General features: G+C 66.4%; 18 protein-coding genes. 13 read left to right on the top strand and 5 right to left on the bottom strand.

Annotation, left to right across the window (positions count from 1 at the left end; translation table 11 throughout):
- Positions 1-40: 40 nt before the first annotated feature.
- Positions 41-1,759: a gamma-glutamyltransferase gene (gene ggt / locus GIW57_RS09390; protein ID WP_236510225.1), complete on the bottom strand. Its 1,719-nt coding sequence runs from the start codon at positions 1,757-1,759 to the stop codon at positions 41-43.
- A gap of 688 nt (positions 1,760-2,447) precedes the next feature.
- Here ggt and ilvC point away from each other — a divergent pair.
- From ilvC to leuB, 9 genes are all read left to right on the top strand, one after another.
- Entirely contained in the window at positions 2,448-3,422 is a 975-nt protein-coding gene (gene ilvC, locus GIW57_RS09385) for a ketol-acid reductoisomerase (protein WP_230113252.1), read from the top strand.
- 37 nt (positions 3,423-3,459) lie between these two features.
- Complete coding sequence (gene ilvG / locus GIW57_RS09380) at positions 3,460-5,196, top strand: acetolactate synthase 2 catalytic subunit (RefSeq protein ID WP_236510222.1); 1,737 nt, start codon at positions 3,460-3,462, stop codon at positions 5,194-5,196.
- Entirely contained in the window at positions 5,180-5,431 is a 252-nt protein-coding gene (locus tag GIW57_RS09375) for an ACT domain-containing protein (protein ID WP_100462699.1), read from the top strand. The genes ilvG and GIW57_RS09375 overlap by 17 nt, the downstream gene beginning before the upstream one ends.
- A gap of 96 nt (positions 5,432-5,527) precedes the next feature.
- Entirely contained in the window at positions 5,528-6,619 is a 1,092-nt protein-coding gene (locus GIW57_RS09370; protein ID WP_100462698.1) for a threonine dehydratase, read from the top strand.
- Positions 6,616-8,202 (top strand): 2-isopropylmalate synthase, encoded by a 1,587-nt coding sequence (locus GIW57_RS09365; protein WP_100462697.1) that lies wholly within the window; start codon positions 6,616-6,618, stop codon positions 8,200-8,202. Before GIW57_RS09370 ends, GIW57_RS09365 begins: the two co-directional genes overlap by 4 nt.
- 10 nt (positions 8,203-8,212) lie before the next feature.
- Positions 8,213-8,992, top strand: a complete 780-nt coding sequence (locus GIW57_RS09360) for a class I SAM-dependent methyltransferase (protein ID WP_236510220.1) — start codon at positions 8,213-8,215, stop codon at positions 8,990-8,992.
- 59 nt (positions 8,993-9,051) lie between these two features.
- Entirely contained in the window at positions 9,052-10,470 is a 1,419-nt protein-coding gene (gene leuC, locus GIW57_RS09355; RefSeq protein WP_236510218.1) for a 3-isopropylmalate dehydratase large subunit, read from the top strand.
- On the top strand, positions 10,470-11,048 hold the full coding sequence (gene leuD / locus GIW57_RS09350) for a 3-isopropylmalate dehydratase small subunit (protein ID WP_100462694.1): 579 nt from the start codon (positions 10,470-10,472) through the stop codon (positions 11,046-11,048). The genes leuC and leuD overlap by 1 nt, the downstream gene beginning before the upstream one ends.
- The gene (gene leuB / locus GIW57_RS09345; RefSeq protein WP_236510216.1) at positions 11,038-12,099 is read left to right on the top strand and encodes a 3-isopropylmalate dehydrogenase; all 1,062 of its coding nucleotides are present in this window, start codon (positions 11,038-11,040) and stop codon (positions 12,097-12,099) included. Before leuD ends, leuB begins: the two co-directional genes overlap by 11 nt.
- Before the next feature lie 99 nt (positions 12,100-12,198).
- On the opposite strand, the gene GIW57_RS09340 is transcribed toward leuB, so the two are convergent.
- Positions 12,199-13,329 carry a hypothetical protein gene (locus tag GIW57_RS09340; RefSeq protein WP_236510214.1) on the bottom strand — a complete coding sequence of 377 codons (1,131 nt, stop codon included), beginning with the start codon at positions 13,327-13,329 and terminating at the stop codon, positions 12,199-12,201.
- A 43-nt stretch (positions 13,330-13,372) separates the two neighbouring features.
- Positions 13,373-14,146, bottom strand: a complete 774-nt coding sequence (locus GIW57_RS09335) for an SDR family oxidoreductase (protein ID WP_100462691.1) — start codon at positions 14,144-14,146, stop codon at positions 13,373-13,375.
- A 117-nt stretch (positions 14,147-14,263) separates the two neighbouring features.
- Here GIW57_RS09335 and GIW57_RS09330 point away from each other — a divergent pair, with 117 nt between their 5' ends.
- Positions 14,264-15,169 (top strand): LysR family transcriptional regulator, encoded by a 906-nt coding sequence (locus GIW57_RS09330; protein ID WP_100462690.1) that lies wholly within the window; start codon positions 14,264-14,266, stop codon positions 15,167-15,169.
- 83 nt (positions 15,170-15,252) lie between these two features.
- Here GIW57_RS09330 and GIW57_RS09325 read toward each other — a convergent pair whose 3' ends face one another.
- Both GIW57_RS09325 and GIW57_RS09320 read right to left on the bottom strand, forming a co-directional pair.
- The gene (locus GIW57_RS09325; RefSeq protein ID WP_329605748.1) at positions 15,253-18,414 is read right to left on the bottom strand and encodes an efflux RND transporter permease subunit; all 3,162 of its coding nucleotides are present in this window, start codon (positions 18,412-18,414) and stop codon (positions 15,253-15,255) included.
- A 3-nt stretch (positions 18,415-18,417) separates the two neighbouring features.
- The gene (locus tag GIW57_RS09320) at positions 18,418-19,554 is read right to left on the bottom strand and encodes an efflux RND transporter periplasmic adaptor subunit (protein WP_100462688.1); all 1,137 of its coding nucleotides are present in this window, start codon (positions 19,552-19,554) and stop codon (positions 18,418-18,420) included.
- Positions 19,555-19,677: 123 nt separating this feature from the next.
- Between GIW57_RS09320 and GIW57_RS09315 the strand changes: the two genes are divergently transcribed.
- The 3 genes from GIW57_RS09315 (at position 19,678) to GIW57_RS09305 (ending at position 22,517) form a co-directional block, all read left to right on the top strand.
- Positions 19,678-20,358, top strand: a complete 681-nt coding sequence (locus tag GIW57_RS09315; RefSeq protein WP_236510212.1) for a TetR/AcrR family transcriptional regulator — start codon at positions 19,678-19,680, stop codon at positions 20,356-20,358.
- A 136-nt stretch (positions 20,359-20,494) separates the two neighbouring features.
- Complete coding sequence (locus GIW57_RS09310) at positions 20,495-21,142, top strand: protein-L-isoaspartate O-methyltransferase (RefSeq protein WP_032975442.1); 648 nt, start codon at positions 20,495-20,497, stop codon at positions 21,140-21,142.
- 16 nt (positions 21,143-21,158) lie between these two features.
- The gene (locus tag GIW57_RS09305; RefSeq protein ID WP_100462686.1) at positions 21,159-22,517 is read left to right on the top strand and encodes a TolC family outer membrane protein; all 1,359 of its coding nucleotides are present in this window, start codon (positions 21,159-21,161) and stop codon (positions 22,515-22,517) included.
- Positions 22,518-22,577 lie beyond the last annotated feature (60 nt).

Raw genomic sequence — 22,577 nt, 5'->3', positions numbered from 1 at the left:
ACCCACCGCAGAGGGGGCTCAACCCGTTGGCCGGGAAGCCTCAGTAGCCCGCCGCCTGCCCATCCTTGCGACTCTCCGACGCGCCGTAATACACGCCCGTATCCGGATCACGCAGGATCGCCTGGTAGCCGCCGTACGGACCATCGGCGAACACCACGCGGTGACCCTTGCGCATCAACGCGCGCACCGTCTCGTACGGGAACCCGGTTTCCAGATTGACCTCGCCACCATCGGTCATCGCCGTGGCCTGCCCGGTCGGCTCGGTCGAACCCTCGTGCTGGATGCGCGGCGCATCACCGGCTTCCTGCAGGTTCATGCCGAAGTCCACCAAGTTCATCACGATCTGCGCGTGTCCCTGTGGCTGCATCGCACCGCCCATCACGCCGAAGCTTGCATATGGCTTGCCATCCTTGGTGATGAAGGCCGGAATGATGGTCTGGAACGGACGCTTGCCCGGTGCGTAGCCATTGGGATGGTTCTTCTGCAGCACGAACATCTCGCCGCGGTCCTGCAGGATGAAACCCAGCCCTGGCGGCGCCATGCCGCTGCCCATGCCGCGGTAGTTGGACTGGATCAGCGAAACCATCATGCCGTCGGCGTCGGCCACGGTCATGTAGATCGTGTCGCCCTCTTCCAGCTGCTTCGGTGTACCCGGCTGCACTTCCTTCAGCGCCTTGTCCATCGAGATCAGCGCGCGGCGCTGCGCGGCGTAGTCCTTGGAAATCAGCTTCTGTACCGGTGCCGGCTGGAACGCCATGTCGGCGTAGAAACGCGCGCGGTCGGCGAACGCCAGCTTCTTCGCTTCCACGAACAGGTGCACGTGCTCGGGTGAGCCGAACGGAATTTTCGAGAAGTCGTAGCCTTCCAGCACGTTGAGGATCTGCAGTGCGGCGATGCCCTGGCTGTTCGGCGGCAGTTCCCACACGTCATAGCCACGGTAGTTGCTGCTGACCGGTTCAACCCACTCGCCATGGTGGTCGGCCATGTCCTGGTAGCTCAGGTAGCCGCCATTCTTCTTGAAGTAGTCGCCGATGGTGTGGGCGATATCACCCTTGTAGAAGGCATCACGCCCGCCGTCGGCAATCTTCTGCAGGGTGTCTGCAAGGTTCGGGTTCTTCCACATCTCGCCCTTGCGCGGGGCGTGGCCGTCGATGGTGAACTGTTCCTTGAAACCCGGATACTGCGACAGCTTCGGCACCGAGCGATCCCAGTAATAGGCGATCACTTCGGCCACCGGATGCCCCTCGCGCGCATAGCGGATGGCCGGGGCCAGGTTGTCGGCCATCGGCTTGCGACCGAACCGGTCGTGCAACGCGAACCAGCCATCCACCGCGCCCGGTACCGATACCGGCAGCGGACCGGTGGCCGGAATTTCCTTCAGGCCCCGGCGCTGGAACTCGGCCAGGGTGAGCGACTTCGGCGAGCGACCGGAGCCGTTGTAGCCGTAAAGCTTCTGCGTCTTCGGGTCCCACACGATGGCGAACAGGTCGCCGCCGACGCCGTTGCCGGTGGGCTCCATCAGGCCCAGCGCCGCGTTGGCCGCAATGGCGGCATCGACAGCCGAGCCACCGCCCTTCATCACGTCCAGCGCGATCTGGGTGGCCAGCGGCTGCGAGGTAGCGGCCATCGCATGCGGGGCGATCACCTCCGAACGGGTGGCGAAGGTATGGCCGGTGATACGGTCGGCAGCCTGGGACAGCATGGGCACGGCAGCCAGCACGGCAGCAGCCAGCAGGGAACGGGCAAGACGTCGGGACACGGTCGGGTTCCGGATGGAAAGGCGGTGACCCGATCTTCGCTGCTGCGGCGATCAGGGGCCATGGGCATAGGTCATGGACGGCAGCTCTTCGGTCGGCGCGGACCAAGGTCGGCACCTACCAAGACAAAATCACCCGGAATCCGCGCAAAAACCCCGTTGAAAAGAGTGAATTCGGGTTCACCGAAACACTTTCAGCCGCAACCATCCTTGTGCCACAAGCGATTGCACTGCATGCAGCGGAAACTGACGGGAATATCGCTGCGAGGGTTGACAGCGCGGAAACGGCTGTGGTTTTCTCGATCACATGTTGCATCACAACACGCCACCGCGAACCCACATCGAAGCCGCCGATACCGGCGCCGCCTCGCTGCGTTCGATTCTTGTGCTCGTACTTATTACCCAACCAACAGGTGCGGGACGAGCCAGCGTGTAAGCAGCAAATACACCGGAACTCTTCAAAACCCGCACCCGCCCAGGTGCGGGTTTTTTCATTTCAGGACCTGGTTTCAGACGCAACCACCATGACCAACGCCCATCGCACAACCCGGACCCGCTGCACCACGAACCCTCGTGGTGGCAGTACCTGTGCGACGCGCGGCGCTGCCCTCCCCGCTTTTCCCTGACCGGCCGGTACGTCGATTCGACTGCCGGCCGTCTTTTTTCTTCCCACCCGCAAGGAACCTCCCCCATGAGCACCAACGAACTGCCCCAGACCAAGATCGCCGTCATCGGCTACGGCAGCCAGGGCCGCGCGCACGCGCTGAACCTGCGTGAATCCGGCTTCGATGTGGTGGTAGGCCTGCGCCCGGGCGGCCCCACCGAGGTCAAGGCGCAGGCCGATGGCTTCACCGTGAAGGCACCGGCCGAGGCGGTGAAGGATGCCGACCTGGTCGCAGTGCTGACCCCGGACATGGTGCAGAAGAAGCTGTACGAGGACGTGCTGGCACCGAACATGAAGCAGGGCGCGGTGCTGCTGTTCGCGCATGGCTTGAACGTGCACTTCGACATGATCAAGCCGCGCGACGACCTGGACGTCGTGCTGGTCGCGCCGAAGGGACCGGGTGCGCTGGTCCGTCGCGAATATGAAATCGGCCGCGGTGTGCCGTGCATCTGGGCGGTCTACCAGGACAAGAGCGGTAAGGCCGCCGAGTACGCACTTGCCTATGCCGGTGGCCTGGGTGGCGCACGTGCCAACCTGATCCAGACCACCTTCAAGGAAGAAACCGAAACCGATCTGTTCGGTGAGCAGGCGGTGCTGTGCGGCGGCGCTTCGGCACTGGTGCAGGCGGGCTTCGAGACGCTGGTGGAAGCCGGTTACCAGCCGGAAATCGCCTACTACGAAGTGCTGCACGAACTGAAGCTGATCGTCGACCTGTTCTACGAAGGCGGCATCTCGCGCATGTTGGAGTTCATCTCCGAGACCGCGCAGTACGGCGACTACGTCAGCGGCCCGCGGGTGATCGACGCCGGTACCAAGGAGCGCATGAAGGAAGTGCTGAAGGACATCCAGGACGGCACCTTCACCAAGAACTGGGTAGCCGAGTACGAAGCGGGCCTGCCGAACTACAACAAGTTCAAGCAGGCCGACCTGGAGCATCCGATCGAGAAGGTAGGCAAGGAACTGCGCGCCAAGATGGTCTGGTTGCAAGGTCAAGCCGCGTAACAACGCGGCACCCCCACCCGCTCTGCAAGGTTCCCCCATGAACTCTCCCACACACCGCAGCGCGCCGCCCAACGGCGCGCGCTGGCTGACCCAGGCGCTGGAGGCCGAGGGTGTCCGCACACTGTTCGGCTACCCGGGCGGCACCATCATGCCGTTCTACGACGCGCTGGTGGATTCGTCGCTGAAGCACATCCTGGTCCGCCATGAGCAGGGCGCGGCACTGGCCGCCAACGGCTTTGCACGCGCCAGTGGCCAGGTTGGCGTCTGCGTAGCGACCTCCGGGCCGGGCGCGTCGAACCTGGTCACCGGCATCGCCGATGCGATGCTCGATTCGGTGCCGATGGTCTGCATCACCGGCCAGGTCGCCACGCCGCTGCTGGGCACTGATGCGTTCCAGGAACTGGATGTGTTCGGCCTGACGATGCCGATCGTCAAGCACAGCTGGCTGGTGCGCAGCGTCGATGATCTGCCGCGCGTGGTGGCCGACGCTTTCCGCATCGCCCGTGAGGGCCGCCCCGGCCCGGTGCTGATCGACCTGCCCAAGGATGTGCAGCTGGCCGATGCCAGCCACCTGCCGACGCACGTGCCGGCCAGCGTGGAGCCGCCGCCGGCCGCCGCCGCCGAGGCCATCGCCGAGGCCATCGCCGCACTGGCCGCGGCTGAAAAGCCGGTGGTCTACGCCGGTGGTGGCATCGCCCTGGGCGATGCCGTGCAGGATCTGCGCGCGTTCGTCGAAGCCAGCGCCATTCCTACCGTGATGACCCTGCGTGGGCTGGGCGCGCTGCCTCCCCAGCACCCGCAGTCGCTGGGCATGCTGGGCATGCATGGCACCCGCGCGGCGAACATGGCCGTGCAGGAAAGCGATCTGCTGCTGGTGCTGGGTGCGCGTTTCGATGATCGGGCAACCGGCAAGCTGGCCGAGTTCGCGCCGTTCGCCCGCGTGGTGCACATCGATGCCGATGCGTACGAGATCTCCAAGCTGCGCAGCGCCGATGTCGCCGTGCCCGGCAACCTCGGCCATGCCATCCGCGCCCTGCGTGCGGCCTTCCCCTCCCCCAAGGCCCACCAGGACGCATGGCGCAAGCGCTGCGCACAGCATCGCGATCGCTTTGCCGCGCGCTACGACGCACCGGGCCAGCACATCTACGCCCCGGCGCTGCTGAAGCGCCTGAGCGAGCTGGCACCGGCCGATACGGTGATCGCCTGCGACGTCGGCCAGCACCAGATGTGGGTGGCGCAGCACTGCCGCTTCAATCATCCGCGCAACCACCTGACCAGCGGTGCGCTGGGCACGATGGGTTTTGGCCTGCCGGCGGCGATGGGCGCGCAGTTCGCCTGCCCTGAGCGCACGGTGGTGCTGGTGTCCGGCGATGGCAGCTTCATGATGAATGTGCAGGAGCTGGCGACCATCGCCCGCTGCCGCCTGCCGGTGAAGATCATCCTGCTGGACAACAGTTCGCTGGGCATGGTGCGGCAGTGGCAGGAGCTGTTCTTCGCCGAGCGTTACAGCGAGATCGACCTGTCCGACAACCCGGACTTCGTGGCCCTGGCCAAGGTGTTCGGCATCGCGGCCACGCGCATCGATGCGCGCGATGACGTCGAAGGTGGCCTGGCCGCATTGCTGGCCGAGCCGGGCCCGGCCCTGCTGCACGTGGCCATCGATGCACGCGCGAACGTGTGGCCGCTGGTGCCGCCCAATACCGCCAACAGCACCATGCTGGAAAGCAACCCTGCACATGCACGCCAGGAGATCCCCAATGCAATACCGGCTTGACCTGGTGCTGCAACCGGCCGAGGGCGCGCTGCTGCGCGTGATCGGCATGGCCGAACGCCGCGGTTTCGCACCGCGCGCGATCACCGGTGCGCCGGTGCCCGCCGATGATGGCCGTTGGCACCTGCAACTGGTGGTGGACAGCCAGCGCCCGCCGGAAACACTGTGCCGGCAGATGGAAAAGATCTACGACTGCGTTTCGGTGCAGATGACCGCACTGGAAGGAGTATCCGCATGAACGCCCGTACCGTATTCACCACGGTGCCGGTACGGAGGCGTCTTCTTCGCCGCCCGTGCCCGCAGGCGCTGGTCGGCAACACCGTGCTGGTGGCCCATGCCGGCCGCTGATGCCAGCAAGGAAAGCGATGTCGGCGACGTAACCGTTGCCGACGTACTGGCCGCGCAGGCCCGCCTGCGCCGCTTCCTGCCGCCCACTCCGCTGCACCATGCCGAGCGCTTCGGCACCTGGCTGAAGCTGGAGAACCTGCAGCGTACCGGTTCGTACAAGGTACGCGGTGCGCTGAATGCCCTGCTGGCCGCCCGCGAACGTGGCGATACCCGGCCGGTGATCTGCGCCTCGGCCGGCAATCACGCGCAGGGCGTGGCCTGGGCCGCCTATCGCCTGGATGTGCCGGCCATTGCCGTGATGCCGCATGGCGCACCGGCCACCAAGATCGCTGGCGTCGCCCATTGGGGCGCGACAGTGCGCCAGCATGGCAACAGCTATGACGAGGCCTATGCCTTCGCCGTCGAACTGGCACAGCGCCATGGCTACCGCTTCCTGTCCGCGTTCGACGATGCCGATGTCATCGCCGGCCAGGGCACCGTCGGCATCGAGCTGGCCGCGCATGCGCCGGACGTGGTGATCGTACCGATCGGCGGTGGCGGCCTGGCCTCCGGCGTCGCCCTGGCGCTGAAGTCGCAGGGCGTGCGCATCGTCGGTGCGCAGGTCGAGGGTGTCGATTCGATGGCCCGCGCGATCCGCGGCGACGTGCGCGAGATCAATCCTGTGCCGTCGCTGGCCGACGGTGTGCGGGTGAAGATTCCCGGCTTCCTGACCCGCCGCCTGTGCACCTCGCTGCTGGACGATGTGGTGATCGTGCGCGAAGCCGAACTGCGCGAGACCCTGGTGCGACTGGCACTGGAAGAACACATCATCGCCGAGGGCGCCGGTGCGCTGGCGCTGGCCGCCGGCCGTCGCGTTGCCGGCCGCCGCAAGTGCGCGGTCGTCTCCGGCGGCAACATCGATGCCGGCGTGCTCGCCGGCCTGCTTACCGATATCCGTCCGCGTCCGCCACGCAAACCGCGCCGACGCCGGGCAGAAACTCCGCGTTCGCCCGGCAAGGCGACCGCCACCGCTTTCCCAACGCCTTCCCCTTCCCCCCTGCAAGCCGTCGCACCCGCTGTCGAGGAGATTTCCCTGTGACCACCATCGAACGAATTACCACCCCGCGCATCCGCATCTTCGACACCACCCTGCGTGACGGCGAGCAGTCCCCCGGCTGCAGCATGAGCCCGCCGCAGAAACTGGTGATGGCGCGTGCGCTGGACGAACTGGGCGTGGACATCATCGAGACCGGCTTCCCGGCCAGCTCGCAGTCCGACCGCGAAGCGATGGCCCTGATCGGCCGCGAACTGCGCCGCCCGAGCCTGAGCCTGGCGGTGCTGTCGCGCTGCCTGCAGGCGGACATCGAGACCTCGGCGCGTGCGCTGGAAGCCGCTGCCAACCCGCGCCTGCATGTGTTCCTGTCGACCAGCCCGCTGCACCGTGAGCACAAGCTGCGGATGACGCGTGAGCAGGTACTGGAATCGGTACGCAGGCACGTAGCACTGGCCCGCTCCTACATCGATGACGTCGAGTTCTCCGCCGAGGACGCTACCCGTACCGAGCTGGATTACCTGATTGAAGTCTCGCGCGTGGCGATCGCTGCCGGCGCCACCACCATCAACCTGCCCGACACCGTCGGCTTCACCACGCCGGAAGAGATCCGCACGATGTTCCAGCAGGTCATCGCTGGCGTCGCCGACGTACCGAACGCAGGCAACGTGATCTTCAGCGCGCACTGCCACAACGACCTGGGCCTGGCCGTGGCCAACTCGCTGGCCGCCATCGAAGGTGGCGCGCGCCAGGTCGAGTGCACCGTCAACGGCATCGGTGAACGCGCCGGCAACTGCTCGCTGGAAGAAATCGCGATGGTGCTGAAGGTGCGCCAGGCCTTCTACGAGCAGGACACCGCCATCGACACCCCGCGTATCGTCGGTACTTCGCAGCTGCTGCAGCGCCTGGTCGGCATGCCGGTACAGCGCAACAAGGCCATCGTCGGCGCCAACGCGTTCGCCCATGAATCGGGCATCCACCAGCACGGCATGCTGCGCCACCGCGGCACCTACGAAATCATGCGTCCGGAAGACGTGGGCTGGGAGGACTCGCAGATGGTGCTGGGCCGCCACAGTGGCCGCGCCGCCGTCGAAGCGCGCCTGCGCGCGCTGGGCTTCTGGCTGGAGGAAGACGAGCTGAAGCTGGTGTTCGAGCAGTTCAAGGGCCTGTGCGAGCAGCAACGCGTTGTCACCGACGCCGACCTGCAGACACTGATGCAGGGCGGCTCCAACGCACAGGGCTACCGCCTGGCCTCGATGACCATCAGCGATGTCGGCAGCCGTGCCAATGCGCTGGTCGAACTGTCCGACCCGGACGGCAACCGCGTGGCCGAGACCGCGCAGGGTGATGGCCCGGTCGATGCCCTGTTCGGCGCCTTGTCAGCCGCCACCGGCGTGCAGTTGATGCTGGACAGCTACCACGTGCACAGCGTCGGCATCGGTGCCGATGCGCGTGGCGAAGCCAACCTGAGCGTGCGCCACGAAGGCGTCGAGTACGACGGTACCGGCACCAGCAAGGACATCATCGAAGCCTCCGCGCTGGCCTGGCTGGACGTAGCCAACCGCCTGCTGCGGCAGCGCCAGGCCAACGCCGGCGTCAGCACTGAAGCACCTGCCACCGCCACCGCCTGAGGAATCCAAGATGAGCGCCTTCGACACCGCAACCGCCACCAGCAGCGCTGGCCAGCAGTGGAATGCCCAGGACTATGCGATCGATGCCGGCTTCGTGCCGACCCTCGGCGGCGCCGTAGCGCGTCTGCTCGACGCGCGTGCCGGCGAGCGCATCCTCGACCTGGGCTGTGGCGATGGCGTGCTCACCACCGAACTGGCCCTCAGCGGCGCACACATGCAGGGCGTCGATGCTTCGCCGGAAATGGTGATCGCCGCCCGTGCACGGGGTGTCGATGCGCAGGTGATGGACGGTCACGCGCTGACCTTCGACGGCGCGTTCGATGCAGTGTTCAGCAACGCGGCGCTGCATTGGATGGCCAACCCGGACCGCGTGCTGGAAGGCGTGCGCCGCGCCCTGCGCCCCGGCGGCCGCTTCGTCGCCGAGTTCGGCGGTCATGGCAACGTGGCCACGATCGTTGCCGCCGTACAGGCCGCGCGCGTCGCCCATGGCCACGGTGCCAGCGCATTCCAGTGGTACTTCCCCAGCGCCGATGCCTACGCCGAACGCCTGCGCCAGCATGGCTTCCAGGTGCAGCTGATCGAATGCCTGCCACGCCCGACCGCGCTGCCGACCGGCGTTGCCGGCTGGCTGCGGGTGTTCGCCGCACCGCTGCTGGACGACCTGCCGGTCGACGCGCGCGCCACCGTGCGCGATGCCGCCGCAGCCCTGCTGGCGGATCTGCCGCGCAACGCCGCTGGCCAGCCGCTGGCCGACTACGTGCGTCTGCGCGTGCTCGCGCGTCGGCGCTGACCCGACCCTGTTACTTTCTCTTCGATGTCCGCTACTTCGTACTCCTGCCAGGCAAACGCATGACTTCCGTACCCCGCACCCTGTACGACAAACTGTGGGACGCCCACGTGGTGGTTCCCGAAACCGACAGCGCGCCCGCCGTGCTGTATATCGACCTGCACCTGATCCATGAAGTGACTTCGCCGCAGGCCTTCACCGAACTGCGCGAGCGCGGCCTGAAGCCGCGCCGTCCGGATCGGACCAAGGCGACGATGGACCACTCCACGCCGACCCTGCCGCCCGCCGCCGATGGCACCCTGCCCTACGCCAGCGCCGCGTCCGAAGCGCAGGTCGCCATGCTGGCACGCAACTGCGCCGAGCACGGCATCGAACTGTTCGACATGGCCTCGGACAATCGCGGCATCGTCCACGTGATCGCACCGGAACAGGGCTTCACCCAGCCCGGCATGACCATCGTCTGCGGCGACAGCCACACCTCCACCCACGGCGCGTTCGGGTCGCTGGCCTTCGGCATCGGCACCAGCGAAGTCGGCCATGTGCTGGCCACGCAGTGCCTGCTGCAGCGCAAGGCCAAAACACTGGCGATCACCGTCGATGGCGAGCTCGCACCGGGTATCGGCGCCAAGGACGTGGTCCTGCACATCATCGGCGTGATCGGCGTCAATGGCGGCACCGGCCACGTGATCGAGTTCCGCGGCAGCACCATCGAAGCGATGGACATGGAACAGCGCATGACCCTGTGCAACATGTCGATCGAAGCCGGTGCACGCGCCGGCATGGTCGCTCCCGACCAGGTGACGTTCGACTTCGTTGCCAATACCCCACGCGGCCCGAAGGGCGCCGACTTCGACGCCGCCGTGGCCCGCTGGACGCAGCTGCGCAGCGATGAAGGCGCGCGCTTCGACAGCGAGGTGCACATCGATGCTGCCCATATCCGCCCGACCCTGACCTGGGGCACCCACCCCGGCACCGCCATCGCGGTGGACGCGCCGGTCCCGGCAGCCAACGATGCCGCCGCGCAGAAGGGCCTGGATTACATGCACTTCCAGGCGGGACAGACGCTGGCCGGCACACCGGTGGACGTGGTCTTCGTCGGCTCCTGCACCAACGGCCGCCTGAGCGACATGCGCGAAGTGGCGCAGGTGCTGCGCGGTCGTCGCATCGCCGAGCGCGTGCGCATGCTGGTGGTGCCCGGCTCGGAAATCGTCAAGCGCCAGGCCGAAGCCGAGGGCATCCACGAGATCGTGCGCGCGGCCGGTGCCGAGTGGCGCGAGCCGGGTTGTTCGATGTGCATCGCCATGAATGGCGATCTGGTCGCCCCCGGCCAACTGGCAGTCAGTACCAGCAACCGCAATTTCGAAGGCCGCCAGGGCCCGGGCTCGCGCACCCTGCTGGCCTCGCCGATGAGTGCTGCCTGGGCCGCCGTGCAGGGCCACGTCGCCGATGCCCGTGAACTGTTCGCACAGGAGGTGGCCTGATGAGCGGCTTCCGCACACTGCGTTCGGCCAGCGTGGTGCTGCGCCAGACCAATATCGATACCGACCAGATCATTCCGGCCCGGTTCCTGTCCACCACCGAGCGCGCCGGCCTGGGCCGCAATGCGTTCAACGACTGGCGCTGGCAGGCCGATGGTTCGCCGGTGGCCGATTTCGCCTTCAACCAGCCGCACAACGCCGGCCGCAGCATCCTGCTGGCCGGGCGCAACTTCGGCTGCGGCTCATCGCGCGAGCATGCACCCTGGGCACTGACCGACCTCGGCCTGCGCGCCATCGTCAGCAGCGAGATCGCCGACATCTTCCGCGGCAACTCGCTGAAGAACGGCCTGCTGCCGATCGTGCTGGACGAAGCCGACGTGCAGGTGCTGATGCAGCGCCCGGACGATGAGCTGACCATTGACGTGGCCGCGCGCGAACTGCGCACGCCCGATGGCCGCGTGTATTCCTTCCCATTGGACGGCTTCTCGCAGACCTGTCTGCTGGAAGGCGTCGATCAATTGGGCTATCTGTTGGGCCGTGTCCCTGAAATCGAACGTTACGAGAGTGAGCATGCACGCTGAAATTGTTGTCCTGCCCGGTGATGGCATCGGCCCGGAAGTCGCCGCCGCCGCGGTCGCCGTCCTGAACGCCGTCGCCAAGCGCTTCAACCACACTTTTACCTTCAGCGAGCACGATATCGGTGGCATCGCCATCGACCGTCACGGCGAGCCGTTGCCAGCCTCGACCCTGGCCGCCTGTCAGGCTGCCAACGCGGTGCTGCTGGGCGCGGTGGGCGGCCCGAAGTGGTCCGACCCGAACGCCAAGGTACGGCCGGAACAGGGCCTGCTGGCGATCCGCAAGGCGCTGGGCCTGTATGCCAACCTGCGTCCGGTGCGCACCCACGAAGCGGCGCTGCACGCCTCGCCGATCAAGGCCGAGCTGCTGCAGGGCGTGGACTTCGTGGTGGTGCGCGAGCTGACCGGTGGCATCTACTTCGGCGACAAGACCCGCGATGCCGACAGCGCCAGCGATCTGTGCCGCTACACCGTGGTCGAGATCGAGCGCGTGCTGCGCAGTGCCTTCCGCCTGGCGCAGCAGCGGCGCGGCAAGGTCACCTCGGTGGACAAGGCCAACGTGCTGGAAACCTCACGCCTGTGGCGTGACGTGGCCGCGCGCATCGGCCGCGAGGAGTTCCCGGACGTCGCGCTTGAACACCAGCTGGTCGATTCGATGGCCATGCACCTGCTGGCCAAGCCGCGCGAGTACGACGTGATCGTGACCGAGAACATGTTCGGCGACATCCTTACCGACGAAGCCTCGATGCTGGCCGGTTCGCTGGGCCTGCTGCCCTCGGCTTCGCTGGGCGAGCCGGGCGCGGTCGGCATCTACGAGCCGATCCATGGTTCGGCACCGGACATCGCTGGCAAGGGCATCGCCAACCCGTACGCGACGATCTTCAGTGCGGCGATGCTGCTGCGCCATTCACTGGGGCTGGAAGCCGAAGCCGCAGCGGTGGAAGCGGCGGTGCATGCAGTGCTTGATGATGGCGTGTTCACTGCAGATCTGGCGGCAAAGGGTTCGGCCGTGAGTACGGCGGCGGCCACCGACGCGGTGCTGGCCAAGCTGGGATGAGTCGTCAGGGTGCCGGGACATACCCGGCACCCTTTGCATGTCCATCGGTAGCGGCGAGCCCTACCCCGTCTGCTGCTGGTTGCCCGGCACGAGATCCGCTCAGTGCGACGTGCTGCGCGCGTAGTCGCTGGCGCAACCGGCAACAACGCGACCTTCGTCGGTGCGCATCACGATGTGCTGCGGGATCCAACTGCCACCACTGAAAGCAATCGGCGGCAACGAGCGCTGCCACGCATCCTTGCCGACCGTATGCGAGGTGTCCATGCCCGCCTGGGATAGCACTGGCGCAAGCGCAACACCACCCAGATCCGCGCCGAAGAATCCACCGAACGCCAGCGCAATCGTGTGCGTGGAAACGCCGTACGCCTGGATAGGCACCTGCAACCCGATCAGCAGCAGGTGCAGATCATCATCACCAACGGTGTAGTTCACCTCGTTGACCGAACGGACATCCTGCGGCCATTCGAACTGCGGCTGTTCGGAAAGCCGCTGCCAGAACGCCTGCAGCCGGCGCATGCTGCCTTCATCGGCGCGGCAGTGAATGGCATCCTGCAAGTCCTGGACTTCAGCAGCCGGCAGCTGACGTACCGCTGCCCTGTTACCGTTCGTTGAAGGAGCACAGCCCAGTCGATAGCCGTCGCCCGCACTGCGTACGATGATCGATGTGGTGGGCGTCGACCATAGCTCGAACGGCTCCTGCAGCTTGCTCGACTGCAGCCGCAAGCCGTGCGCAGCGACGATATGATCGCGCTGCGCAGGGTCCAACGCAACCGAGAACCCGAACGCATCAGCGAACAGCCGCGGCACTTCGACACCGTGGACGGTCATCGACTGTGGCGGAGTGATGACGGTCACCCGGTGATCGTCATCCTCGCCTTCCTGCTCGAATCGCCAGTCGCGCAGGTACGGCAGTCGTTCGGCAGCGTCGGCGTAGCGTGCCGCGCGCAGGCGGCTGACGACGGCCTGCTGGACTTCCGCGCTCGCGCCGCACTCAAGTACGTCCCGCAGGTCATGCTGGAACAGCAGAGCATCGGTGTCTGCCGGCTGCGCAATGGCAGAGCGGCTGCAGGCGACCAGCAGCAGCGCCGAAGCGCAGGTCGTACGGAAGAACATGGCAGGCGCTCCGGCCCTGGAATTGGCCGCTATTGTGCCCGTGAACGCCCTGAAGCTGTCCACTTGGGGACCAACAGTAGATCCACGCCATGCGTGGATGAAGCCAAGAGCATCCACGCATGGCGTGGATCTACGGCACGAACTCAAGCCTCGCGTGTCTCTACTTTGTGGTGTAACCACCATTGACCAGGATGGTCTGCCCGGTCATCCACCAGCCATCGGTCACCAGGAAGCGGATCCACGGCACGATGTCGGCGATGTCGGTCAGGCCGGTACGGGTGAACGCCGACAGCGCCGCGGCGGTCTTGTGATACGCCTGCGCATCGGCACTCTCGGCCGGATAGAAGAACGGCGTATCCATCGGCCCGGGACCGATCGCAGTCACCGAGATCCCACGCTCGCCAAATTCCTTCGATGCTGCGCGGGTGAAGTGTTCCACCGGCGCCTTGGTGCCGGCGTAGCTGGAATAGAACGGAGTGAACGCGCCGAGCAGCGAAGTGACCAGCGTGCAGATGCGGCCGCCGTCGTTGACATGGCGTCCGGCTTCCTTGAGGAAGAAGAACGCCGTCTTCGCGTTGACCGCGCTCATCTGGTCGTACTCCGCTTCGCTGATCTCCAGCATCGGCTTCTTCAGCACTTTGCCGACGGTGTTGATCGCGATGTCAGGGCGACCGACCGCGGCAACCGCGTCGGCGAACAGCCGCCCCATTGCCGTGGCCGAGGTCAGATCGGCCTGCAACGCCACGGCCTTTGCACCTGCGGCCTGCACGGCTGCAACGGTCGCCTCGGCATCGGCCTGGGTAGCAGCGCTGTTGTAGTGGATGACGATGGCCTTGGCGCCCTGCTCGGCGAAGTCGCGGGCGATCAGCCCGCCGAGGTTCTTGGCACCGCCGGCGATCAGCACGGTCTTGCCCTGGATACGGTGGTCGGTCATGGCATCGGTCTCGGGGAAGGGGCTGCCGGACTGGCAACCCTGTGCTGACGACGATATCGTGCAGAAATCGCGGATAAAGGCCGCAACATTGACTTAACTTTCCAGAGTGTGCGAACAATGGACCGGATCGAGCGTTTCCGCATCTTTGCCCGGGTGGTGGAGTGCACCAGCTTCACCCGCGCCGCCGACCAGCTCGGCCTGCCTCGCTCCACCGTGTCGGCGGCCGTGGCGGAACTGGAGCAACGTCTGGGCACGCGCCTGCTGCAGCGCTCCACCCGCAGGGTCTCCACCACCCACGATGGCGACACCTTCTACGTGCGCTGCCTGCGCCTGATCGCCGAAATGGAAGATGCCGAGTCGCTGTTCCGCCAGGACGACGCACAGCCGAAGGGCCTGTTGAAGATCGATGTGCCCAGCCGGATCGGTCGCCGCATCATCGCCCCGGCCCTGCCCGACTTCTTTGCACGGCACCCCGAGGTCGAGCTGGACCTGGGCATGACTGATCGCGCGGTAAACCTGATCGAGGACGGCTGCGATGCGGTGCTGAGGGTGGGCCAGCTGGGTGACTCCAGCCTGGTGGCCCGCACGCTGGGCCAGCTGGACTTCGTCAACGTTGCCGCGCCTGCGTACCTGCACCAGCACGGTGTACCGCAGCATCCTGCCGACCTGCAGCAGCACCGCGCGGTGAACTACGCATCGCCGACCACGGCGCGGGTGGAGCCGTGGGAATGGCAGGAAGGCGCGCAGCTGCGCACACTGCCGATGACCGGCTGGGTGCGGGTGAACAGCGCCGAGGCATCGATTGCCTGCTGCGTCGCGGGGCTGGGACTGCTGCAGATTCCGCGCTACGACGTGCAGGCGGAACTGCAGTCGGGCGCGCTGGTGGAAGTAATGCCGCAGTACGTGGCGCAGCCGTTGCCGGTGACCCTGTTGCTGCCGCATCGGCAGCATCGCGCGCAACGTGTGCAGGTGTTCCTGGATTGGCTGGAGCCCTTGTTGCGGGACGGCTTGCAGCTGCAGTAGATCCACGCCATGCGTGGATGCATGCATCCATGCCAACCAAGGTTGGCACCTACCAGGGGCGGCGGCCCGGGAAACCCGGGGCATCACGCCCCGGATTCGTCCGGCTTGACCCGGAACCACGCCGCATACAACGCCGGCAGGAACACCAGCGTCAGCACCGTGCCCACGATCAACCCACCCATGATCGAGATCGCCATCGAACCGTAGAACGCACTGCGCGACAGCGGGATCATCGCCAGCACCGCCGCCAGCGCGGTCAGCACGATCGGGCGGAAACGCCGCACCGTGGCATCGATGATCGAATGCCAGCGGTCATGCCCGGCATCGATGTCCTGCTGGATCTGGTCGATCAGGATCACCGAGTTGCGCATGATCATGCCCGCCAGCGCGATGGTGCCCAGCAGCGCCACGAAGCCGAACGGCGCGCGGAACAGCAGCAGGAACAACGTCGCACCGATGATCCCCAGCGGCGCGGTCACCAGCACCATCGCCGCACGCGAGAAGCTGCGCAGCTGCAGCATCAGCAACGTGGCCACCACGATCAGGAACAGCGGCATGCCGGCCTTGATCGAGTTCTGGCCGCGTGCCGAATCCTCCACCGAGCCGCCGGTTTCCAGCAGGTAGCCGCTGGGCAACTCGGCACGGATGCCATCCAGCGTCGGCACGATCTGCTGCACCACGTCCAACGGCTGCATGCCATCGCTGATGTCGGCACGCACGGTCACCGTCGGCAGGCGGTTGCGGTGCCAGATGATGCCGTCCTCGAACGCGTATTCCAGCCGCGCGACCTGCGACAGCGTCACCGCAGTGCCACTGCTGGTCGGAATCGCCAGGCTGCCGAGCAGGTCCAGCTGTGCGCGCTCGTTGTCCGGGCCACGCAGCAGCATCTCGATCTGGCGATTGCCTTCGCGATAGGTGCTCACGCTCATGCCCGACAACGAGCTGCTGAGGAACTGGCTGACCTGCGCACTGCTGACACCCAGCGCGCGTGCGCGGTCCTGGTCGATCACCAGCCGCACTACCTTGCTCGGCTCGCTCCAGTCCAGGTTCACGTTCATCACGTGCGGGTTCTCGCGCACCTTGGCCTCGACCTTGCGCGCAATCGCCTGCACCTGTGCGATGTGCTCGCCGGACACGCGCATCTGCACCGGATAGCCGACCGGCGGCCCATTCTCCAGGCGCGTCACGCGCATCTGCACATCGGGGAACTGCTTTATCACTTCCTTCAGCATCCAGTCGCGGGTCGATTCGCGGGCCTTGGCGTCTTCGGTAAGCACCACGAACTGGGCGAAGTTCGTCGCCGGCAGCTGCTGGTCCAGCGGCAGGTAGAAGCGCGGCGAACCGGTGCCGACGTACGCCACGTAGTTGCTGATGCCTTCGCGGCCCTTCAACAGCTTCTCCAGCTTGTCGGCCTGTGCCTGGGTCGCGGCCAGCGACGCACCTTCGGCCAGCTCGATGTCCACCATCAGTTCCGGGCGGGTCGAATCGGGGAAGAACTGCTGCGGCACGAAGCGGAACAGCATCAGCGAACCGATGAACAGTGCGATGGTCGCGCCGATCACCCACCAACGATGACGCAGGCAGGTATCCAGGAACGACCGGAAGCGGGTGTAGAACGGCCGCTGGTACGGATCATGATCGTGCGCATGCTCCTTCGGAGCGATCCAGCGCGCGAGCGACGGATGCCGGTCGGCCCACTGCAGGCGCTTGGCACGCCAGCGACCGGCCAGGCTGTCCGGCTTCGGCAGCTGCGGATTGAACAGGTCCGGCAGCATCTTGTCGCCCAGGTACGGGATGAACAGCACCGCCGCAATCCACGACACCACCAGCGCGATGGTCACCACCTGAAACAGCGAGCGGGTGTATTCACCGGTGCTCGATGCGGCAGTGGCGATGGGCAGGAAGCCTGCTGCGGTGATCAGGGTACCGGTCAACATCGGGAAGGCGGTGGATTCCCAGGCGAAACTGGCCGCGCGCAGGCGATCGTAGCCCTGCTCCATCTTGGTGGCCATCATCTCCACCGCGATGATCGCATCGTCCACCAGCAGGCCCAGTGCCAGCACCAGCGCACCCAGCGAAATCTTGTGCAGGCCGATGTCGAAGTAGTGCATGACGAAGAAGGTCATCGCCAGCACCAGCGGGATGGTCACGCCCACCACCAGGCCGGTACGCAGGCCCAGCGAGAAGAAGCTGACCAGCAGCACGATCACCACCGCTTCGGTGAGCACCTGCACGAACTCGCCCACCGACTCTTCCACCGCATGTGGCTGGTCGGACACCTTGCGCAGCTGCATGCCGGCCGGCAGGGTCTTCTGAAGGCGTTCGAACTCGGCATCCAGGGTGGCACCCAGCTTGAGGATGTCACCGCCGTCCTTCATCGCCACCGCCAGGCCGATCGCATCCTGGCCCATGAAGCGCATCTTCGGCGAAGAGGGATCGGCAAAGCCGCGCTTGACCTCGGCGATATCGCCCAGGTGCAGCGTGCGTTCGCCGGCCTGGATCGGGAACTTGCGGATGTCCTCGATCGAATCGAACTGGCCGGTCACGCGCAGCTGCACGCGGTCGGTCGGGGTTTCGAAGAAGCTGGTGGCGCTGACCGCATTCTGGTCGGCCAGTGCCTGCTGCACCTGCTGTAGCGATACGCCCAGCGTGGCCAGCTTGGTGTTGGACAGCTCGATCCACACCTTCTCGTCCTGCAGGCCGACCAGGTCGATCTTGCCGACGTCGGGCACGCGCTGCAGTTCCAGCTGGATGCGGTCGGCATAGTCGCGCATCACCGCGTAGTCGAAGCCTTCACCGGTCAACGCATAGATGTTGCCGAACGTGTCGCCGAACTCATCGTTGTAGAAGGGTCCGACGATTTCCCTCGGCAGCGTCGCGCGGATATCGCCCACGCGCTTGCGCACCTGGTACCACAGGTCCGGGATCTGCTTGGAGCGCAGGCTGTCGCGCGCCATGAAGATCACCTGCGATTCGCCCGGGCGCGAGTACGAGCGGATGAACTCGTACTCGCCGGTGTTCATCAGTGCTTTTTCGATCGGCTCGGTCACCTGCCGCGAGACCTGCTCGGCGGTGGCGCCCGGCCACATCGTGCGTACCACCATCGCCTTGAAGGTGAACGGCGGATCTTCGGACTGGCCCAGGTGCTTGTACGACCAGGCACCGATGACGGCGAACGCCAGCATCGCGAACAACACCAGCGCACGGTTACCCAGCGCCCATTCGGAGAGATTGAAGCGGCGCACGGGTCAGTGCCCCTTGCCTGCGGCCGGCGCCGGCTTGGCGGCCGACGGTGCCAGCACCGGGCGGTTCTGGCGATCGACCGGCGTCACCACCTGGCCTTCGCGCAGCAGATGGCCGCCGGCAGCGACCACCCAGTCCGCCGCGCCCACGCCGGACACCACCGGCACGGCCTGCGCGCCATAGGCACCGACCTGCACGGGAGTTGCCTTCAGCACACCATTGGACGGATTGACCACCCACACGCTGGCCTTGCCATCACTGCCGCGCAGTACGGCCGCCAGCGGCAGCTGCAACGCGCCGCTGCGGCCGGCGGTGGCGAACACCCGCGCACTCTGGCCCAGTTCCACTTCGCTCAGCGCTTCCGGCGCCAGGCTGACCCGGGTGGCATAGGTGCGGGCCTGTGCATCGGCGGCCGGTGCGATCTCGCGCAGGGTGCCGGGCAGCAGCTGGCCCGGGCGGTTCCACAGTTCCACCTGTACCGACTGGCCGACCTTGTAGTCGCGGATATTGCTTTCCGGCAGCGCGATCAGCACCTCACGGCCACCGTCGGCGGCCAGGGTGAACACCGTCTGCCCCGCGCTCACGACCTGCCCGGCTTCGGCCTGGCGGCTGGCAATCACGCCATCGGCGGGCGCGCGCAGCTGCGCGTACTCGGCCTGGTTGCGGGCCACGGCGAGGTTGGCCCGGGCGGCATTGGCCTGGCCCTGCGCGGCCTTGAACGCCGCCGTCTGCTGGTCCAGTGCCGAGCGGCTCACCAGCTGGTCTTCAGCCAGCTTGGCGTAGCGCTTCTGGTCATCGCGAGCGCGCACCAGGTCTGCTTCCGCCGCCGCCAGCTGCGCCTGCGACGCCGCCGCCTGCGAGGCATAGTCGGCCGCGTCCAGCTCAGCCAGCAGCTGGCCCTTCTTCACCCGCTCGCCTGCGTCGACGTGACGCTTCACCAGATTGCCGCCAACCCGGAACGACAGGGGGCTTTCCTGGCGGGCACGCACCTCGCCGGGGTAGGCGGCCGCGGCTTGTCCGTCCTGCGTGGTGGGATGCACCACCAGCACCGGGATGGCCGCCACCGGCTCGGCGGCCTGCTTGCCGCACGCTGCCAACACCACGACCAGTACGCCTACGCCCAACCAACGCATGTTTTTCATGAGGTACAGGACCTGAAAAGAAATCCGGGGGGAACGCGCCGGCAACATACTGTTGCAACGCGGACATTAGTGAACCAGCCGGTATAGTATAAATATCGAACCGCTTGGTCTAGTATTAGCGGGATGAGTTCTCCCACTTCCCGAAAGCCGTTGGCCAAGCCCGCTGCCAAGGCTGCCGGTCCCGGGCGCCCCAAGGATCTGGGCAAGCGCGCGGCGATACTCGAGGCAGCCAAGACACTGTTCATCGAACAGGGCTACAGCGGCGTGAGCATGGACAGCATCGCGGCCCAGGCCGGCGTCTCGAAGCTGACCGTATACAGCCATTTCGGCGACAAAGAGACCCTGTTCTCCGAAGCTGTGCAGTCCAAGTGCATCGAGATGCTGCCCGACGCGCTGTTCGTGGCCGACGTGGAAGGCCCCCTGCGCGACCAGTTGCTGGGCATCGGCATGGCGTTCTTCGAGATGATCACCTCCGACGCGGCCCTGTCGATCCAGCGGGTGATGATGGCCCCGGAGACCGACGAGCGCCTGCGCGAACTGTTCTGGCAGGCCGGCCCGCAACGCACCTGTGAGGCGCTGGCCGACTTCATGCGCTTGCGTGCCGAGCGCGGCGAACTGGACATCCCCGACTGCTACATCGCCGGCCAGCAGTTCCTGACCCTGGTGAAGGGCGAAGTGCACATGCATATGATGTGCGGCATGCCACTGTCACCCGTCGAGACCGATGCTGCGCTCCACGTGGCCGCCAGTGTGGATTTCTTCCTGCGCGCCTACGCCCCGCGAGAGGCCGGAACCGCTGGATAACCAAAACTGAACGAACCGGAGGTCGCGATGACTTCCGGCACTGCGACCCCGGCCACCCCGCAGCAGATGCTCTGGGCGCGCCGCCGGCCTCCGGCACCGGTAAAATGGCCGGCCCACTGCGCTGGATTTGAACCTCATGACGATTGATTACGCCCACGCCCGCGAACTGATGGTGGAACAGCAGATCCGTCCCTGGGACGTGCTGGACATCAAGGTGCTCGACGTCCTGGCCCGCCTGCCGCGCGAGGCCTTCGTCGCCGACGCGCACCGGGCGCTGGCCTATGCCGATGTCGAACTGCCGATCGGCAACGGCCAGAAGATGATGAAGCCGGTCATCGAGGGCCGTACCCTGCAGGCACTGGATCTGCAGCCGGGTGACGAAGTGCTGGAAATCGGCACCGGCAGCGGCTTCCTGTCGGCCTGCATCGGCGCGCTCGCGCGCGACGTGTTGAGCCTGGAAATCGATCCGGAACTGGCCGCCGCTGCGCGCGCCCGCCTGGATGCCACCGGCCTGGGCACCAACGTGCGCGTGGAAGTGGCCGATGGCCTGGCCTGGCAGACCGAACGCCGCTTCGACGTGATCTGTGTCACTGGCGCCGTTGACGTGGTGCCGTCACAGTTCGCTTCGTGGTTGCGTCCGGGTGGTCGTCTGTATGTCATCCAGGGCCGTTCGCCGGCCATGGAAGCGCTGTTGGTGAAGGCCGATGGCAGCACCGAGTCGCTGTTCGAGACCGATATCGATTACCTGCGTGGTGCCGCCCCGGCCCCCCAGTTCCACCTCTGAGTCCAAGGAAGCCGCAATGATCCGCCGATCCCTCGCTGTTGCGCTGGCCACTGCCCTGCTGCCGTTGTCCGCCCATGCCGCCGACCTGCTGCAGGTCTATGAAATGGCGCGCAATGGCGACCCGCAGCTGTCCGCCGCCGAATCCACCCGGTTGTACGACAAGGAAGGCGCCGTGCAGGCGCGTGCTGCCCTGCTGCCGCAGATCAATGGCCAGGCCACGCTGAACCGCGCGCGTAGCGAGGCCAATGCCGATGCCAACTCTGGCTCGGTCACCAGCAAGCGCCGCAACTACACGGTCGATGGCACCCAGACGCTGTTCAACTGGACGCAGATCAACAACCTGCGTTCGCAGCGCGAGCTGAGCAAGGCGGCTGATTTCACCCTCGACTCGGCCAACGACAACCTGATCGTGCGCACCTCGGCGGCCTACTTCAACGTGCTGGTGGCGATCGAATCGCTGAACGCCGCACAGACCAACGAAGCGGCCGCGAAGAAGCAGTTCGACTTCGCCGACAAGCGCCTGGAAGTGGGCCTGGCGCCGATCACCGACGTGCACGAAGCACGCGCCCAGTACGACCAGGCGCGCGCCAACACGATCGTTGCGCAGAACACCCTGGCCGACAACTACCAGGCCCTGACCGAACTGACCGGCCAGCCGGTGATGAACCTGAAGGGCCTGCCGGCCGATTTCCGTCCGGAAGTGCCGGCCAACCGCGGCAACCTGGACCAGCTGGTGCAGCAGGCGACCACGCAGAACCCGGCGCTGAAGGCGCAGGAACTGAAGGTCGGTGCCGCCGAAGCCGGCGTGCAGGCGGCCCGTGGTGGCCACTACCCGACCCTGTCGCTGGGCGGCAGCTGGGGCAAGACCGCGACCTGGGGCGACAGCACCGGCGCCGGTTCGCTCTCACCCGATGCACGCACCAACAGCATCGGCCTGACCCTGAGCGTGCCGATCTTCTCTGGCGGCGCCACCCAGTCCGGCGTGCGCCAGGCCCTGGCCCAGCGTGATATCGCCCAGGATGGTTTCGAGCAGCAGAAGCGCGCGCTGGACCGCAACACGCGCAATGCCTATCAGACCCTGGTACAGGGCATCAGCGAAGTGGAAGCGCGCCGCCTGGCCGTGGTTTCCGCACAGAGCGCCTACGATGCCTCGCAGGTCGGCCTGGAAGTGGGTACCCGCACGGTGCTGGACGTGATCCAGAACCAGCGCATCCTGTTCTCCGCCCAGCTGGATTACGCGCAGGCCCGTTACAACTTCCTGCAGAACCGCCTGCTGCTGAGCCAGGCCGTGGGTGGCCTGGATGTCGCCGAACTGCAGGACATCAACCGCCTGCTGACCCAGGACGCGGGCAACCCGTCCACGACCACCAACTGAGTCGGCGCCACCGGTCTGATCGGAAAGCCACCCGCGAGGGTGGCTTTTTTATTGATTGCA

Source organism: Stenotrophomonas sp. PA-6-5C (assembly GCF_021605635.1).
Taxonomy (GTDB): Bacteria; Pseudomonadota; Gammaproteobacteria; order Xanthomonadales; family Xanthomonadaceae; genus Stenotrophomonas; species Stenotrophomonas lactitubi.
The sequence above is the reverse complement of the archived record's forward strand: the minus strand, read 5'-3'. Positions and strand labels throughout refer to the sequence as shown.